A 16,159-nucleotide genomic window follows, 5' to 3' on the forward strand; every position below is an offset into this window, starting at 1 on the left:
GGCGTCCGGCTTTTCTGACTCGAACGACTGGGATTTTTATATGGACCGCACAACCGCGTTGACCGAAGCCTTCTTGAACAACTTGCCATCCGCCGATGCAGAGCTGGAGAATTTTCAGCAAGCCGTGCGCGAGGTGGCCCAAGACGTCATCACCGTAGAAAAGAACGATCCGAACTGGTCGGCCGCCCGCGTTCTGCACCGGTTGGCCGAACCGGATCGCGTCATCAGCTTTCGAGTGACGTGGATGGACGATGCGGGGCAAGTGCAGGTCAACCGGGGCTGGCGGGTTCAGGCCTCAAACGCCATTGGGCCGTATAAGGGTGGACTGCGGTTTCACCCCGATGTGACGCTGGATGACCTGCGTTTTCTGGCCTTTGAGCAGTGTTTCAAGAACGCGCTGACAGGCCTGCCCCTGGGTGGCGGCAAAGGCGGCGCTGATTTTGATCCCAAGGGCAAGTCAGAGGCGGAAGTCATGCGCTTTTGTCAGGCGTTCATGGCGCAGCTTGCCCCCCATATCGGGCCTGATCGCGACGTGCCTGCGGGTGACATGAACGTGGGAGCGCGCGAGATCGGGTATCTGTTTGGCGCTTGGTCGAACCACGCGGGCATCTACGGGGGCGCGCTGACCGGCAAGGGCCTGTCTTATGGCGGCTCCGAGGTGCGGATCGAGGCGACCGGTTACGGTCTTATGTATTTCGTGCAGGCCATGTTGGCACGGCAAGGCGACGAGATCGCGGGCAAGCGTGTCGCCGTTTCAGGCAAGGGCAATGTTGCCATTCATGCTGCCCAAAAGGCGCAGCAGCAGGGGGCAGACGTGATCACTTTGTCCGACACCTCTGGCACGCTTTACGCCGCCGACGGGTTGACGCCTGATGAGATTAAATGGGTCGCGGCGCGCAAGGCGGCGGGGCAGGACCTGTCTGATCCCCCATCGAAATTTGCGGCACAGTTCCGCGCGGGCGAACAACCCTGGACGCAGGCGGCTGACATCGCGTTGCCCTGTGCCACACAGAACGAAATCGACGCCAATGCGGCCCAAGCCATTGTCGATGGTGGCTATGCCGTGCTGGCCGAGGGGGCCAACATGCCGGTGATGGCCGATGCCTTGGCCATCCTGCGCAAGGGCGGTGTTCAATACGCCCCGGGCAAAGCTGCGAACGCCGGCGGTGTGGCGGTCAGCGGCCTCGAGATGAGCCAGATGAGCCACCGCCGGTTCATGTCGGCAGACGAAGTCGACGCAGCCCTCAAAACCCTCATGTCCGACATTCACGACCGTGTGGCGGACGAGGGGCAGGATAGCGGCCAGATCAATTATGCGCGGGGCGCCAACGTGGCCGGATACCGCCGCCTTGCCCACGCCATCACGGCTCAGGGGGTGCTGTAAATGACGGATACGAAACCTGTGACGGGCGCGCAGAGCCTCGTGAATTGCATGGTTGAGGCCGGAATAGACACTGTTTTTGGTGTCCCGGGCGAAGAAACCACCGATCTGATGGTGGCCCTGACCGCTTCTGATATCGACTTTGTTCTGTGCCGGAATGAGCAAGGCGCCGCCTTTATGGCGTCGGTGCATGGGCGGTTGACCGGGCGGCCGGGCGTCTGTCTGGCGACGCTGGGGCCTGGGGCCACGAACCTTGTCACCGGCGTTGCCGATGCACAGCTCGATCACGTGCCGCTGATCGCTATCACGGGGCAGGGCGGGCGTGACCGGCTGGGGCGCATGAGCCACCAGATGATCGACCTTGAGGCGCTGTTTGCGCCGGTGACCAAGCTGAGCCGGACAATCCTCATGCCCGATGATATTCCCGCCACCTTTGCGGAGGCGATGCGCCTGTCGCTGGCGGGTCGCCCCGGTGCCGTGCACCTGTGCCTGCCCGAGGATGTCGCGGCGGCCGATACCCGTGCCGCACCTTTACCCGTCCGCCAGCAGCCCCAGATCAGGGCAGGGCAGGATGATTTGCAGGCCCTCGCCGATCAAGTGATCGAAGCGACCCGCCCCGTGCTCATTGCCGGTGCAGGGGTGGTGCGCGAAGGCGCGACCGAAGCGGTGCGCATGTTCTCTGAGACGACGGGCATTCCGGTGGCCACGACCTTCATGGCCAAGGGCGTGCTGCCGCAGGATCATCCCAACACGCTGTTCACCGTCGGCCAAAGCGAGGAGGACTGGGTCGACCTGGCTTTGCGTGCTGCGGATCTGGTGCTGATGGTTGGCTTTGATGCTGTGGAATATCCGCCGCTGGCCCTCGTGGCCGAGGGCACACCGCGTGTATGTGTCGTGGATGCCGAAGCGCCACGCGCCGATACCGGCCTGACGATCGGGGCGCAGGCGATTGGCGATATTGGCCACACGCTGACTGACCTGCGGGTCCGCCTGAAGGGGCGGAAATGGGCGGATGGCCCCGCCTTTGTCGCTGCGCGTGATGGGATGCGCAAAGCGTTGGCGCGCCGGTTGACGGATGCCGACACTGGCCCCATCGCCCCGACCGATATTTGCCGCGAAGTGACCAAGACATTGCGTCCCGAAGATACGGTGTTGTCCGGCGTGGGCATGCACAAGCTGTGGATCGCGCGCCACGTGCAGCCGCATCGCGCGGGTCAGCTGATCGTGCCCAACGGGCTGGCGGGTATGGGTTTGGCCCTGCCCGGTGCGCTGGCCGCGGCGCGCTTGCAACAGGAAGGTCGTGTTCTGGCCATCTGTGGCGACGGCGACGTGATGATGAACGTGCAAGAGATGGAGACGATCACCCGCCTGGGCCTGCGCCTGACGGTGATGGTGTGGGTGGATGGGGGCCTTGGCCTGATTGACGAACATCAGGGCGCGGAGGGGCCGAACTTTCCCTTTGGCAACCCGGAATGGGACAGGCTCGCGCGCGCATTTGGCTGGACGCACGCCGCCGTTGACGGTCTGGGCGCGCTGCCCGAACTGCTGCGCGCGGCGCATTCCGCCGAAGGGCCCACATTGCTCAGCGTGCCTGTCGATTACAATGCGGTTGGCCACATGCCCAGACGGGAAACTGAAATTTCGGGGAACCATGCGGCGGCCTGAACCGTTAGTACAGCAAGAGCCAATGACGAAGAGGAGAGATTGATATGTCCAATGCACTGAACGTTGTACCAAGCACTGATGATGTTGCCACAGGTGTCCGCGATACCGACGCGATTGCCGAAGGTTTGTCCGACATGCTGGCCGACACTTACCGTCTGGTGTTCAAGTCGCACGCCTATCACTGGAACGTCGAAGGTCCGTTGTTCTACTCGGTCCATAACCTGACCGAAGAGCATTACGAGGATATGTTCCAGGCCGCTGACGATCTGGCCGAGCGTATTCGCGCCTTGGGCCATCTCGCGCCAACGGCGATGGCCGACATCGTGGGCCGTTCCACGATCGAGGACAAAAGCGGCAAACTGACCACCGAAGACATGGTGTCTGACCTGGCCAAGGATCACGAGCGTATGGCGCATCGTTTTCACGCGCTGATCGAGATGGTGGAGGGCCGCAAGGACCCGGTGACCGAAGACATGGCAACCGCCCGCAGCGCCTTTCACGAAAAAGCTGCCTGGATGCTGCGCGCTCTGGTCAAGAATAGCTGATGGTTAACGAATAAGACGGGTAATGAGTAGCCCCGCGCCCATAGTTGGGCGCGGGGATTTTTCTGTCAGGTCTTGAGAATGGCAGAGGAGGCAAAGAACATCGCCTGGCTGATGGCCGAACGCACCTGATCCTCAGTGTAGGGTTTGGAGATCAGGAAGGCCGGTTCAGGCCCTTCACCGGTCAACAGGCGTTCCGGATAGGCGGTGATGAAGATCACCGGAATATCGCCCGCTTCGGCCGTGATCTTGTTGACGGCGTCAATGCCGCTGGACCCATCGGCCAGCTGAATGTCGGACAGGATCAGATCGGGGCGCTGCTGCCCAAAGAGCGACACGGCGGCGGCTTCGGTCCGGGCAACGCCGGTGATCCGGTGGCCCATCTCGGCGGCGATGTTTTCCAGATCAACCGCGATGATTGCCTCATCTTCGATGATCATCACATTGCCGCTGACGGATTTCGCCATCTCGTCATAGGCGATCTGCAACAGCGCTTCGACCTCTTCGGCCTGCTTGTCCATGATATGGGCCACATCCTGGGCGCTGAACTCTTCGAGGGTGCGCAACAGCAGCACTTCGCGGGTGTCGTCGGTCAGGGTGGCCAGATGGCGCTGCGCCTGGGCGGCGGCACCGGCTTCGTCGGGGGTGAATGTTGCACCGCTGCTGATCCAGATCGAGTGGAACACCTTGAACAGGGCCGCCTTGGGCGCGATGCCATCGGTGAACAGCGAGGTATCGGCCAGGATCGCTTCGAGTGTTGTGGCGGCGTAGGCATCGCCGCGGTCCTGGCTGCCTGTCAGGGCCCGCGCATAGCGGCGCAGATAGGGCAGATTGGGGCCAATCTTGTCCGCCAAAGAGGTTTCGGTTGTGTGCGACATTTCCTGTCACTCCCATTTTTTTTCACAAACTGTGGAACAAATGCGCCTCGAGTGCATTTTGTTCCGTAGTGCATTCAAATTTATCGTGGCAGGTACAAACATGAGCCGACCAGACCGGACATCAAGAACGGAGCAAGAGATAGATCAAAATCTCAAGCGCGTTTACGAGGACGTGGCCAATCAGGAATTACCGTCTCGCTTCACCGACCTTTTGGAACAGTTGCGCGCCAAGGACGCCGCGGCGACGCAAAAGGACGGTGAAAATGACAGCTGATCCAAAGGACGAACTCGTCACTCATCTGGGGGCCATGCGCGCCTTTGCGATGAGTTTGACGCGCAATGCGGCCTTGGCGGATGACATTGTGCAGGACGCGCTTGTCAAAGCGTGGAGCAATATCGGCTCTTTCCAGCCAGGCACCAACATGCGGGCTTGGTTGTTCACGATCCTGCGCAACACCTATTATTCGCATCACCGCAAACGCAAACGCGAGGTTGAGGACACCGAGGGCGAGATGTCTGCCGGGCTGGCGCAGAAACCCGATCACGACGGGCGTCTGCAGATGCGCGACTTCAACACCGCCTTTGGCGAACTGCCCGAAGAGCAGCGCGAAGCGCTTGTATTGGTAGGCGCGGGCGGCTTCTCCTATGAGGAAGCGGCCGAGACCTGTGGCGTTGCTGTGGGCACCATCAAGAGCCGCGTGAACCGTGGGCGGGCCCGTCTCATCGCGCTGATGGACATTTCGGAAGACGACACGCTAGAGGTGACCGACGCCGTGACCCAGGGGATCGTGACCATGAACCAGAGCATCGCGTAATGAAACTGCCGAGCTTTGGCGGGCTGCGGGTCCGGCTGCTTCTTTTGATGCTGCTGGCTCTGTTTCCACTTGGTCTGATCGCGATGTGGCAAACATTTCGCGTGGTCGAGGAATCCCGCATCCTCAACAAGCGGATCCTCGTGGACATGACGACCGCTGCCGCCGACGACCAACGCAACCTGGTGCAGCGGGCCGTGGGCGCGGGGGCTGGTTTGGGTGCGCTGGTTATGGCCACGGATCTGGACGCCTGCCGCGCCGGCATGGTCAATTTCCTGGCCGAAAATGACATGTTCGCCTTTGCCGGTTATATCCCGGTTAGCGGCGTGATGGCGTGCAGCAGCGCCGGTGACGCGGTGGTGGATTTTTCCGGCTATCCGTCGTTTGCCGCTGCGGTTGAACGTGGGTCTGTTTTCGTTGAGGTCAACGATGCGGGTGCGGTCAGCGGTATGCCCGTGGTGATCGTCAATGTGCCTCTGCGACAGGACGGCGCGCTTCAAGGGTTTGTTTCGCTCTCGCTGCCGCAACGAACCTTGCTGACATCTGATGATCCAAGTGTTGTGGACGGTCCGACCCTGATCGCCATCAGTTCGGGCGGCATCGCTTTTGCGCTGTCTGACACGCTTGAGGATGTGGCGGCCATCATGCCTCAGGACGTGCCTGCGGTGGATCTGTTTGCCCGGGCCGGCACCACCTTTGTTGGTGTGGCCAATTCGGGGGAACGGCGGGTGTTTTCCGTGACGGACGCGGTCGAGGACGGCTATGTCATTCTGGGCAGTTGGCCCCAAACCGATCTGATGCAACGCCATTTGTGGGCCCAGGCGGCCTTGCCCGCGCTGTTTGCCGTGCTGATGTGGGGCGCCAGCATGTTGGTGGCCTATTTCGGCCTCGACCGTCTCGTGCTGCGCCATCTGAAGGAATTGCGGTCTGCCATGCGTCAGTTCGCCCTGGGCGAGCGTAAAATGGATGGTCTGAAGCTTGAGGACGCGCCGGATGAGTTCCTGGACGCGCAACGGGCCTTTAACCGCATGACGTTGCTGATCACCGAGGCAGAGGCGCGTCAGTTGACCGATCTGCACGACAAAGAGGTGCTGTTGCGCGAAGTGCATCACCGGGTCAAGAACAACCTTCAGATGATCGCCTCCATCATGAACCTGCAATCGCGCAGCGCGCGTACCGACGAGGCCCGCGAGGTTCTGGGCGGATTGCAACGCCGGGTGCGCGGTCTGGCGACGTTGCACCGGTCGCTTTATACCCAGCCCGAGACGTCGCAAGTGGATGCACAGGACCTGTTGGGTGCGGTTGTGTCGGAATCCTCTGCCGTCCTGCCCGGCACTGATTTGCAGATCCGGACCGAACTGGCCTCGGCCATGCTGTACCCCGATCAGGCGGTGCCCTTGTCGATGTGGGCGTCCGAGGCGCTGACCAATGCGGTCAAATATGTCGGGCGCAATGGGGTCGATACGCCCTTTATCGCGGTGACATTGAGCCATGACGGGGCAGGGCAGCTAGAGCTGACCATTGAAAACAGCGTGGGCTCCCCCCTGGTCGATGGGCCGATGAACGATGTGGAAAGCACCGGTTTGGGCACCAAACTGATGAACGCGTTTTGTCGGCAGCTTGAGGCCAAGGCAGACATTCGCGAGGCGGACGGGACATTTACCAATAGCCTGACCTTTGACGTTCAGGGATATGTCGGCGATACGGATGATGACTCGGAGAACGCCAATGCCGCGCCCTGATTTTGAGGTTTTTGTCGCCGCAAGCGAGGCCTTTGCAGGCTTTGAGACGGCCGTGCTGGACGCGCGTACCTCGATCACGGGGGGCTTTCGCATTTTCGACATGCGCACCCGGTTGGTTAGCGACGCAGCCTGCGCGGTCGGGGACACGTGGTTTGATCTGCTGGTGCATGTGCTGCGCCGTGGTGTGACGCTTGACCTCACGATCAGCGATTTTGATCCCGTTTACGCGACATCCCTGCATCAGGGTACGTGGTCAACGCTGAAACAGGCGGCGGCCCTGGTTGAGGAGGCGGGCGTGCCGGCGGACCGCGTGCAGGTTCGTGCAGCGCTGCATCCAGCGACGCCGGGCACCTTGCCCTGGCTTGCCTTTTTGCCCGAAAGCCTGCGCCGCGCCCGCATCCAGCGTGCCGCGCTCAGCGACGCGGCGCGACTAGAGGCGCCGGGCCTCGACAGCAGCCTGCCCAATCTGCACACCGTCACCCACCACCAAAAACTTGCGGTGATCGACGACGACACGCTTTATATCGGTGGGCTTGACCTGAATGACCGCCGCTTTGACACGCCTGATCACGACCGCCCCGCGGCAGAAACCTGGTCGGATGTGCAGGTGATCCTGCGCAATGATCCCGCCGTGGCCGAGGCCAAGGCGCATCTAGCGAGCTTTGACGCGGTGGTGCATGGTAAGGTGTCGCCGCCCACCATGACGCACCTGCGGCGCACCCTGTCGGCAGACCGGCGGCTAAAGCTGCCATTCCTGTCGCCGCGCACGCTGGCGTCGGAGCTTGAGCAGGCCTATCTGGATGCCATCGGCGCGGCGCAACACCTGATCTATATCGAGACGCAGTTCATGCGGTCGCGAGTGATTGCGGATGCGATGGCGGATGCGGCCCGTGCGCGGCCCGACCTGTCGTTGATCATGATCCTGCCCGCCGTGCCCGAAGAGGCCGCGTTCGACCCCGCGCCCGAGATCGGGCTTGAGACCCGCTATGGTCTGGCGCTGGAGTTGGAGGCGCTGGCCATTATCCGCGACGGTTTTGGGGAACGCGCCACAATCGCCACCCCGGTTCAGCCCGTCATGGCCGCCCGCAGCAGCCGGAGCACGCGGGCCGGATCGCCCATCATCTATGTGCACAACAAGGTCCTGGTGCAGGATCGCGACTTTGCGCTTGTGGGGTCCGCCAACCTGAACGGCCGGTCACTGCGCTGGGATACCGAAGCGGGCGTGGCCCTTACCGATACGGGCCGCATCGACACGCTGCGCTACGCGCTGCACCGCCATTGGTGGCGCAAGGATCTGTCGGGCGACTGGACCAATCCGGCCCGGATGCAGGCCCTGTGGCAGGCGCAGATCGCGCGCAATGACGTGTGCCTGCCCGAGGCACGGGCCGGTTTCCTGATCTCGCATGACGTTGAGGTGCACGCCACCCACAGCCAGGCTTTGCCGCTGGTCACGGACGACATGGTCTAAACTATATTCGGCGATGCGTGGAACCTTCGCCACCGCGACGCGTTGATAAACCAGATAAACTCAAAACAGGAGACCCGTCATGGACAAGGACCGTATCGTCGGCAAATGGACCGAAATCAAAGGCCACATCCGCGAAGCGTATGGGGACCTTACCGAAGACGAGATTGAACAGGCCAAGGGCGATCGCGATCAGCTTGAGGGCATGATGCAGCAAAAGCTCGGCAAGACCAAAGACGAGGCGCGCGCCGCCGTTGACCGCATCCTCGAAAAGGTCTGATAGGGCCTGAGACCACTGCGCCGCCGCGTTCCCCGCGATAGGGACCTTGGCGGCGCATCTCCACCTTCCTGACATGACAAAGCTAATTCACGTGGTCCCGCCGCGCCGAAAAGCATGTCTGTTAGAGGATTGAAAAGAAAACAAAAAATTTGGAACCCAATGCATGTTTGCGTCGTTTGAGTTCCAGAAGGCAAAAGGAAGAAGCGACGAAACGTATCGCATTGATGATCATCCTCGGCACCACTTTTGCGGTTTGTGAAACCGTCGAAGGCGTGGGCAGAGATGTCGAAAACACCGGTGAAGCCATTCAGAGCGCAGCCAACAGTTAAGCTCTGACGCCACACCAATTTCTACACTTCCAAACGAAGGAGAATACAAAATGACCCGCACATTTACGACCGCCACCGCCGCCCTGACACTGATGGCCAGCACCGCGTTGGCCAGCACATCCGTCAAGAAAATTGACGTTGATGTGGATCTGGATGCAATCGAAAACGCCAAGGCCGTAGAGGTATGGCGGGATGTTTCCACCGATCTGGAAACGGCCATCGCCAAGCGTCTGGTGTCGCAGCTGGATGACGACGGTGCCCGCATCATCATCGACATCGACGAGGTGTCGCTGGCCAACAACTTTGAACAAGCCTACGGTTTTGAAGATGCCGTGCTGCAAGGCGACGTGAGCCTGCGCATTCCGGGCCTCTTCAACAACGAGAACTACACGCTGACCGTATCGTCGGACGAAATTCGGACATATTTGCCCGAAACCGGTGGCACCGAGGTGCCGCGCGTGGACAGCGAAGTCTTTTATCAGGCGATGATTGAAGGGTTTGCAGACAACGTTGCAGCCAAGCTGCAATAATCCACGCATCACGCGAGTGGGGAAAAAGACGGGCCGGTTGGCCCGCCTTTTTGCATTTGGGTGCATGGGATCAGCGGCCTGCAGTCTTTGACCTTGCATCCCCAAGAGGCGCGCGCAAAACTCTGCTCAATCTATGGATTGGGAGGACCCTATGACGTTTTTGAAGACACTTGGCCTTGCTGCGGCTGCGGCCTCATTGCTGGGCGCTTCGGCCTGGGCCGATACGCGCATCACCTACAAATCCGCCAAGGCGGGTTCGTCCTATTTTCAGATGGCGGTACAGATTTCCGAGGCAATGAAAGCCGGGTCTGACGGTGCAATCTCTGTCACGGTCGAAGAAAGCCAAGGTTCAGTCCAGAATGTGATGGAGGTCCGCGCGCGGGGCGGGGACTACGTGTTCACAACGCCGCCTGCCCTGGTCGGTCTGGCCCAAGGGGGCCGCGCCATGTTCGAGGGCAAGGGCGATCCCGCCTTTGACGAGATCCGCGCGCTGTTCCCGATCCCGTCGCTGACCATGCATTTTGTGATGTCCGACAGCAGCGGCGTCACCAGCTTTGCCGATATGGAAGGCAAGACGATCCTGTTGGGCAGCGGGTCCTTTGGCGCACGCGAAGGGGCGAAATATATCGACATGTTTGGCCTGACCGACAAGGTCACGATCGCTGATGTTGAATTGTCCAACGCCGTCAGTGCCCTGAAGAACGGCCAGATTGATGGCTTTGTCACTGCCGGTTCGTACCCCGCGCCCAACGTGATCGAGGCGGCCGCCTCGACTGGCGTGACCGTTCTGTCGTTGTCGCCGGATCAGGTGGCCCAGACCAAGCGGACCGAGTTGACCATCCCGGCAGGAACCTATGCCGGACAGGACAGCGACATCACGACAACGTCGCTGCCCGTAGTGGCCTATACCACAAGTAAAATGGATGACGACACCGCCTATCAGCTGACAAAAACCTATTGGGAGACCAAGGCCCAAATGGCCGGTGAAGCGAAATGGTGGGATGGTGTATCCGTCGATATGCTGTCCAACATCACCTCCGCCATCCATCCCGGCGCACGGCGGTATTACGAGGAAATCGGCGCGCCTTTGACTGACGCGCACGGTTAAGCCACGGCGATCAGCCTCGGGGCGGGAATGGTATGGACATCACGGGTGCGCCGGTCTCGGCGCGGTGGGTCTGGGTGGCGCTTGGCGCGCTGACCGGTGCCTTTCATCTGGGGCTGATCTTTTACGGGCTGGTGCCGAATCTGGCGGCGCGGCCCCTGCACATGGCGCTGATCCTGCCTTGGGTCTTTGTTTATGCCGCCCATGGTCGCATTGCCCTGTTCAGCGGCGCCGTGCTGGCGGGCGTCGGAATCGCGGGTTGTTTGTGGATCGCGTTCAACCACCAGATGCTGCGCAATCAGTACGGCTTTCTGGAAAACGGTTTCCAGGAGGCTTTGGCTGTCGCCCTCCTGCTCATCACGATGGAGGGCGCGCGGCGCGCCATTGGTTGGCCTTTGCCGCTGGTGGCGCTTTTGGCGCTGCTTTATGGCCTTTATGGGCAGCATATTCCGGGTGAATTCGGGCACGCTGGCACGCCCCTGCGCAGCTTTCTGGGCACTCTGGTCATTGCTGAAGGGGGGCTTTGGGGCAGTTTGACAGGCGTTTCCGTTGGTGTGGTTTCGGTGTTCGTGATCTTTGGTGCGGTGCTGAACGCAGGCGAGGCGGGGCAGGGGTTCATGAATGTTGCCGCCGCTGCCGCAGGGCGCCTCAGGGGTGGGGCGGCCAAGGTGTCGGTGCTGTCCTCGGCGCTCTTTGGGTCAATCTCCGGCTCGGCCTCGGCCAATGTCGCCTCGACCGGTGCGATCACTTTGCCCGCCATGACGCGGTTGGGATACCCCAAACGGCTGGCTGCCGCGACCGAGGCGGTGGCCTCGTCCGGTGGGCAGATCATGCCGCCGCTGATGGGGGCAGGGGCCTTTGTCATGGTCGAGCTTACGGGCGTCCCCTATTCCGAGATCATGCTGGCTGCGTTGCTGCCTGCGATCCTTTATTTTCTGACGGTCTGGCAGGGGTTGAACGCGTTTGCCGGGCGTTATGATCTGCAACCCATCCCGGCAGAGGATCGGCCCGCGCGCCGCCAGGTCCTGATCACGTCCGGCTTTTTCGCCATTCCCTTTGCCACCCTGCTGATTGCGATGTTTGCGGTGGGTTATACCCCGCAATATGCCGCCGCTCTGGCGATCTTTGCCGGGCTTGCGCTGCTGTTTGTCGATGTCTCGCTGCGCCCGAACCTTGGGCAGGGGCTGTCACGGCTCGCAGATGCGATGCTGAACACAGGGCGGCAGGTCGCGATGATCGGGTCGATTATCATCTGCGCCTCGATCATCATCGGGGTGCTGGGCATCACCGGATTGGGGGTCAAGATCACCTCTGTCATCCTGTCGGGGTCGGGCGGGGCTTTGTGGCCTGCGCTGCTGCTCACGGCGCTGGCCTGCCTTTTGCTGGGGATGGAGGTGCCAACCACGGCGGCTTATGTCATCTGCATCTCGGTCGCAGGGCCCGCGCTGACAGAGCTGGGGCTTGAACCGCTTCAGGCGCATCTCTTTGTGTTCTGGTTTGCCTTGTTGTCCACGATCACGCCGCCTGTGTGCGGTGCAGTGTTCATCGCGGCGGGCATGGTCCAGGAAAACTGGCTGCGTGTTGCGCTCACGGCCATGGCGCTTGGCGTGGGCTTGTATGTCATTCCGCTTGCGATGATCGCAAACCCTGCGCTGATCGGGTTGAGAGAGACGCCCGGCGCCGCCGTGCTCGCCTTTGCCATCGTGGGGCTGGGCCTGTCAGGTGTGTCGCGCGGTCTGATCGGGCAAGCGGCTTGGCCCGTGCGCTGCGGCTTTGTCGCGGGCGGTGTGGCGCTGTGCTTTGCCGCGCTCTGGTGGTGAGCAACTTTAGCGCGCCAACCTTACTCTATAAGTTTGATTATGTAATTTAAATGACTGGCCCGCCCATCAGTTGGCCAAGTTCTCGCCCCGTCGAGGAAACCAAACGCCGTGTCGCGCGTTGAGAGGGTTGAAGCCCCAAAACCCAACGCCGGTGACCCTTTGTTAAACGCATCACCAGATACCGCACAGGCACCGGCCACCGATGACGAACCCGTCAAGGCCGTGGTCGAGACGTTGGAGGACGCCACCGAAGTAGAGCGCGTCTGCCTGAAGGATATCGTGTCAGAGTTTGGCACGGCCTCTTTTCCGCCAGTCCTGCTGGCGCTGTCGGTCCTGTTGATCTCACCGCTTAGCGGTGTGCCGCTGTTCTCCAGCGCTGTGGGTATGGCCATCTTTCTCGTGGCGAGCCAGGGCATGTTCGGCCGCCGCCAGATATGGATGCCGCGCCGCTTGGCGACCTGGCAATTGAACACGAAACGTTCCGACAGGATGCTGGAGAGCGGGCGGCGCCTTGCCGTATGGCTGGATCGGGGCACAACCTCCCGGTGGGAGGCGCTGGTATCGCCGCCCGCGTCGCGTGTGCTCTATGGCATTTGCGCGTTCAGCGGGCTGTGCCTGCCCATGCTTGAGCTGGTGCCACTGTCGTCCTCGCTGGTTGGTTTGTCGGTTGCGTTTATCGCAACGGGCCTTTTGGCGCGGGATGGGCTGGTTGCGGTGATGGGCCTTTTTGTTCTGGGCGGCGCAAGCATGATCCCGGCCTTTGCCTACTCGGCCATCTTTGGTTGATCAGGTCAGTGCGCATCCTCTTAAATTCTGAAAAACATATGCAACCATTTCGATGTCCAGACGTTGCAATATTAGACACTAACAAGGAGTAACGTCATGAAAACCGGAGCAATTATTGGTGCCATCGTCGCCGTCGCAGCCATTGGGTTTGGCGCATACATGATCGACATCGACCAGACCGAAGAGGCAAGCCTGCCGACGGTTGATCTGTCGGTTGAAGGTGGCAACATGCCCGAGTTCGACGCCGATGTGGGCGATATCGACGTGGGCACCGAAGAGGTGACAGTCAATGTGCCGACCATTGACGTGCAGAGCCCTGAGGAAGAGGCCGCTGAAGAAAGCTGATATCAGCCAGACTTGAAACAAAGGGGCGCGTCCAGACAGTGGAAGCGCCCTTTTCTGTGCGCCTGTGTTGCCCCGTTTCCCGTGCGGAGGTGCTGTTCTTGACGGAACCAAACAGCGGCAGAAGCGTTTATAAAACACAAGCGGCGCAGACCATCGCACCGCACCCCACATAACCGGAGGAAACCCCATGCTTGGTTGGGCCGTTACATTTCTTATTGTCGCGTTGATCGCTGCCGTACTTGGATTTGGCGGCATCGCAGGTGCGGCGACCGGCATTGCACAACTGCTCTTTGTCGTGTTCCTGGTGCTGTTCCTTGGTTCGCTGCTGATGCGTATCTTGCGAAGCTGACGCGGCGCACCGTTGCCACGCAAAACGCCCCCGGAAGAACTGGCCGCTTTGGCCTGATCTTCCGGGGGCGTTTTCGTTTGTGCTCAGCCTGTGACTAGGGTGATTGCTGTTCGGCTTGCTCCAACCGCTCTGCCTCGCGCTGCAGCATGGCAACGCTGCGCTGATGCGAGCGAAAGAAGATGTCGAACACGTCGCCGAGGATCGGGATCGCCCCGATGACGACATCCGCGCCCGTGTTCAATGCCATGCGGCTCAGCACACGTTTGCGCGCGCCCATTCGCGCCCCCTCCAGCACCATTGCGGTGCCGGGGATCAGGGTGACAAGCGCACCAATGCCCGGGATCAGCCCGAGGACCGAATCCCATCCGATCGGAATCCCAAAGATGCGAAACCGGCTGTCCAGCGTATCCGCCAGTCGCTGCAAGCGTGCAACGCGGCGGCACCGATCAGCGGCGTGCGATGATATAGACGGCATGGACGATCCCCGGGACGTAGCCCAGTAGGGTAAGTAGAATGTTCAGCCAGAAATGCTTGCCCACTCCAACCTGAAGGAACACGCCCAGGGGCGGCAAAATGACGGCGATAATGATGCGGACGATGTCCATGATGGATATTCCTTGTCAGGTGATAGGCTTCAACAGTCAACGCGGCAGATCGTTGATCGTTCCCTGCGTTTGCGGGTTTTCGCGAAATGTCTCGCCCAATGTGTCGGCCTTGTAGGCGCCGCGCGCGCCCATGGGTCGGGCAGGCCCCACCGTGGTGTCGTGTTTCGTCTGTGCCTCAAGCTCGGCGTCAAGCAACGCGCCCAGCAATACGACAAAGGCAGACAGCCACAGCCAGGTCAGCACGATCACAACACCCGCCAGCGCCCCAAAGGTCCGGTTATACGCGCCAAAGGATTCAACGTAGAGGCTGAAGCCATAGCTGCCCGCCACCCAAAGCGCACAGGCCAGAAGTGCCCCGAGCGACAGCCAACGCCACTGCGCGGCGCGGCGGCTTGGCCCGTAACGGTACATCACGGCAATCGACACGGTGCCGATGGCAAACATGACCGGCCAGCGTAGAACAAGCGCCAGATCCGCAATCTGTTGGCTCACGCCGACAAAGACGAGGGCGGTGGGGATCGCCGCAACCACGATCACGGACAACACCAAGACAAGCAGCAGGGACAAGGTCAGCGCGACAGTCACCGCTTTGAGGCGCACGATGCCGCGGGTCTCGGTCTCGTCATTGATGATGTTGAGGCCCTGCATCAGACTGCCCACCGCCTTGGACGCGGACCACAGCGCAAGCGCCGTGGCGATCAGCGCCGTCCACCCCAGCGGCTCGTCCCCCGCGCCTGCCACCTGGCGCAACTGCGTGCTGATGATCTCGGCCGCGGCCTCTGGCAGGGCAGCCAGCAGGAATTGCGAATGTTCCAAGAGCAGGGTCGGGTCAAAGATCAACCCGACGAGGGCGACCGATGCGGTGATCGCCGGAAACAGGGACAGCAGCCCGTAAAAGGCGATGCCTGCCGCGATCAGGCCCAGGCTGTGTTTGCTCACCCGGGTCCAGATGCGCCACCCGATATCCAGCCATCCTTGCGGTGTGATCCCTGTCGGTGACTGTGCGTCGCGGCCTCTGGACATCATTTCCTCCTGATCGGTATAGCTGAAGAACGCCGAATGGTGGGCGCAAGTTCCCCTTGTTAGGCACTGAAACTCAGAGATTTTGATGCAGATGATCAGGGCGTTAGAGCAGCCATAGGATCACGCCCGTGGCGATGGCGCCAACGGTCAGGATCGAGGCCAGGATCGTCATGCGGCGATGCGACTGTGCCTCGACGTCGTGATCCTGCATCCGCTGTTCGGCACGTCGGCATTTCGCCACGGCCGCCCAAAAGATCAGAATGGCGGCAAGGATGAACAGCTCGGCCACCGCCTTGGCAACCATCGGGTAATCGGTGTCGCCGAACACAGCCTTGAGCCCGAGGGCAAGCGCCACACAGGCCACGCCCGTGCGCATCCAGCCCGCAAATGTCCGCTCATTGGCAAGCAGAGTACGATCTTCGGCCCAGTCGGTACGGGTTTCGGCCAGATGTGTGGATGAATTTTCCTGGGACATGATTGCGCCTAACAGGTCACGGGGCGG

At 61.2% G+C, this 16,159-nt stretch carries 20 protein-coding genes; 15 read left to right on the plus strand and 5 right to left on the minus strand.

The genetic code is table 11. From position 1 onward, the window contains the following. The 3 genes from gdhA to Q1A44_RS21035 all read left to right on the plus strand — a co-directional run. Positions 1-1,384 (plus strand): NADP-specific glutamate dehydrogenase (gene gdhA / locus Q1A44_RS21025; protein WP_366942622.1); only part of this gene is annotated, 1,384 nt, incomplete at its 5' end. Beyond that, on the plus strand, positions 1,385-3,046 hold the full coding sequence (locus Q1A44_RS21030) for an acetolactate synthase large subunit (RefSeq protein WP_299629231.1): 1,662 nt from the start codon (positions 1,385-1,387) through the stop codon (positions 3,044-3,046). A gap of 44 nt (positions 3,047-3,090) precedes the next feature. Beyond that, entirely contained in the window at positions 3,091-3,591 is a 501-nt protein-coding gene (locus tag Q1A44_RS21035; protein WP_299629233.1) for a DNA starvation/stationary phase protection protein, read from the plus strand. A gap of 65 nt (positions 3,592-3,656) precedes the next feature. Here Q1A44_RS21035 and Q1A44_RS21040 read toward each other — a convergent pair whose 3' ends face one another. After that, on the minus strand, positions 3,657-4,466 hold the full coding sequence (locus Q1A44_RS21040) for a response regulator (RefSeq protein WP_299629235.1): 810 nt from the start codon (positions 4,464-4,466) through the stop codon (positions 3,657-3,659). Between the two features lie 40 nt (positions 4,467-4,506). Here Q1A44_RS21040 and Q1A44_RS21045 point away from each other — a divergent pair, with 40 nt between their 5' ends. From Q1A44_RS21045 to Q1A44_RS21100, 12 genes are all read left to right on the plus strand, one after another. Then, positions 4,507-4,740, plus strand: a complete 234-nt coding sequence (locus Q1A44_RS21045; protein ID WP_299629312.1) for a NepR family anti-sigma factor — start codon at positions 4,507-4,509, stop codon at positions 4,738-4,740. Further along, the gene (locus tag Q1A44_RS21050) at positions 4,730-5,281 is read left to right on the plus strand and encodes an RNA polymerase sigma factor (protein WP_299629237.1); all 552 of its coding nucleotides are present in this window, start codon (positions 4,730-4,732) and stop codon (positions 5,279-5,281) included. The genes Q1A44_RS21045 and Q1A44_RS21050 overlap by 11 nt, the downstream gene beginning before the upstream one ends. Continuing rightward, positions 5,281-7,020, plus strand: a complete 1,740-nt coding sequence (locus tag Q1A44_RS21055; RefSeq protein WP_299629239.1) for a histidine kinase dimerization/phosphoacceptor domain -containing protein — start codon at positions 5,281-5,283, stop codon at positions 7,018-7,020. The genes Q1A44_RS21050 and Q1A44_RS21055 overlap by 1 nt, the downstream gene beginning before the upstream one ends. Beyond that, a complete protein-coding gene (locus Q1A44_RS21060) occupies positions 7,007-8,488 on the plus strand; it encodes a phospholipase D-like domain-containing protein (RefSeq protein WP_299629241.1) in 1,482 nt (493 codons plus the stop codon). The genes Q1A44_RS21055 and Q1A44_RS21060 overlap by 14 nt, the downstream gene beginning before the upstream one ends. Before the next feature lie 79 nt (positions 8,489-8,567). Beyond that, complete coding sequence (locus tag Q1A44_RS21065; protein ID WP_299629243.1) at positions 8,568-8,765, plus strand: CsbD family protein; 198 nt, start codon at positions 8,568-8,570, stop codon at positions 8,763-8,765. Between the two features lie 149 nt (positions 8,766-8,914). After that, positions 8,915-9,094, plus strand: coding sequence for an entericidin A/B family lipoprotein (locus Q1A44_RS21070; RefSeq protein WP_299629246.1), 180 nt, complete (start codon positions 8,915-8,917; stop codon positions 9,092-9,094). A 50-nt stretch (positions 9,095-9,144) separates the two neighbouring features. After that, positions 9,145-9,624 (plus strand): hypothetical protein, encoded by a 480-nt coding sequence (locus Q1A44_RS21075; protein ID WP_299629248.1) that lies wholly within the window; start codon positions 9,145-9,147, stop codon positions 9,622-9,624. Between the two features lie 151 nt (positions 9,625-9,775). Beyond that, on the plus strand, positions 9,776-10,732 hold the full coding sequence (locus Q1A44_RS21080; protein ID WP_299629250.1) for a TAXI family TRAP transporter solute-binding subunit: 957 nt from the start codon (positions 9,776-9,778) through the stop codon (positions 10,730-10,732). Between the two features lie 32 nt (positions 10,733-10,764). After that, positions 10,765-12,549 (plus strand): TRAP transporter fused permease subunit, encoded by a 1,785-nt coding sequence (locus Q1A44_RS21085; protein ID WP_299629252.1) that lies wholly within the window; start codon positions 10,765-10,767, stop codon positions 12,547-12,549. A 159-nt stretch (positions 12,550-12,708) separates the two neighbouring features. After that, positions 12,709-13,335, plus strand: a complete 627-nt coding sequence (locus Q1A44_RS21090) for an exopolysaccharide biosynthesis protein (protein ID WP_299629254.1) — start codon at positions 12,709-12,711, stop codon at positions 13,333-13,335. 96 nt (positions 13,336-13,431) lie between these two features. Next, positions 13,432-13,680 (plus strand): hypothetical protein, encoded by a 249-nt coding sequence (locus tag Q1A44_RS21095; protein WP_299629256.1) that lies wholly within the window; start codon positions 13,432-13,434, stop codon positions 13,678-13,680. Between the two features lie 187 nt (positions 13,681-13,867). After that, complete coding sequence (locus Q1A44_RS21100; protein WP_299629258.1) at positions 13,868-14,029, plus strand: DUF1328 domain-containing protein; 162 nt, start codon at positions 13,868-13,870, stop codon at positions 14,027-14,029. A 94-nt stretch (positions 14,030-14,123) separates the two neighbouring features. On the opposite strand, the gene Q1A44_RS21105 is transcribed toward Q1A44_RS21100, so the two are convergent. The 4 genes from Q1A44_RS21105 to Q1A44_RS21120 all read right to left on the minus strand — a co-directional run bounded on the left by Q1A44_RS21105 (position 14,124) and on the right by Q1A44_RS21120 (position 16,132). Further along, positions 14,124-14,504 (minus strand): DUF4112 domain-containing protein, encoded by a 381-nt coding sequence (locus Q1A44_RS21105; protein ID WP_299629260.1) that lies wholly within the window; start codon positions 14,502-14,504, stop codon positions 14,124-14,126. Next, positions 14,476-14,634 carry a YqaE/Pmp3 family membrane protein gene (locus Q1A44_RS21110; RefSeq protein ID WP_299629262.1) on the minus strand — a complete coding sequence of 53 codons (159 nt, stop codon included), beginning with the start codon at positions 14,632-14,634 and terminating at the stop codon, positions 14,476-14,478. Before Q1A44_RS21110 ends, Q1A44_RS21105 begins: the two co-directional genes overlap by 29 nt. A 36-nt stretch (positions 14,635-14,670) precedes the next feature. After that, the gene (locus Q1A44_RS21115; RefSeq protein ID WP_299629264.1) at positions 14,671-15,657 is read right to left on the minus strand and encodes a YihY/virulence factor BrkB family protein; all 987 of its coding nucleotides are present in this window, start codon (positions 15,655-15,657) and stop codon (positions 14,671-14,673) included. A gap of 103 nt (positions 15,658-15,760) precedes the next feature. Next, a complete protein-coding gene (locus Q1A44_RS21120) occupies positions 15,761-16,132 on the minus strand; it encodes a DUF202 domain-containing protein (RefSeq protein ID WP_299629266.1) in 372 nt (123 codons plus the stop codon). Positions 16,133-16,159: the final 27 nt, after the last annotated feature.

It is taken from the genome of uncultured Tateyamaria sp., assembly GCF_947503705.1.
In the GTDB taxonomy this organism is placed as follows: domain Bacteria; phylum Pseudomonadota; class Alphaproteobacteria; order Rhodobacterales; family Rhodobacteraceae; genus Tateyamaria.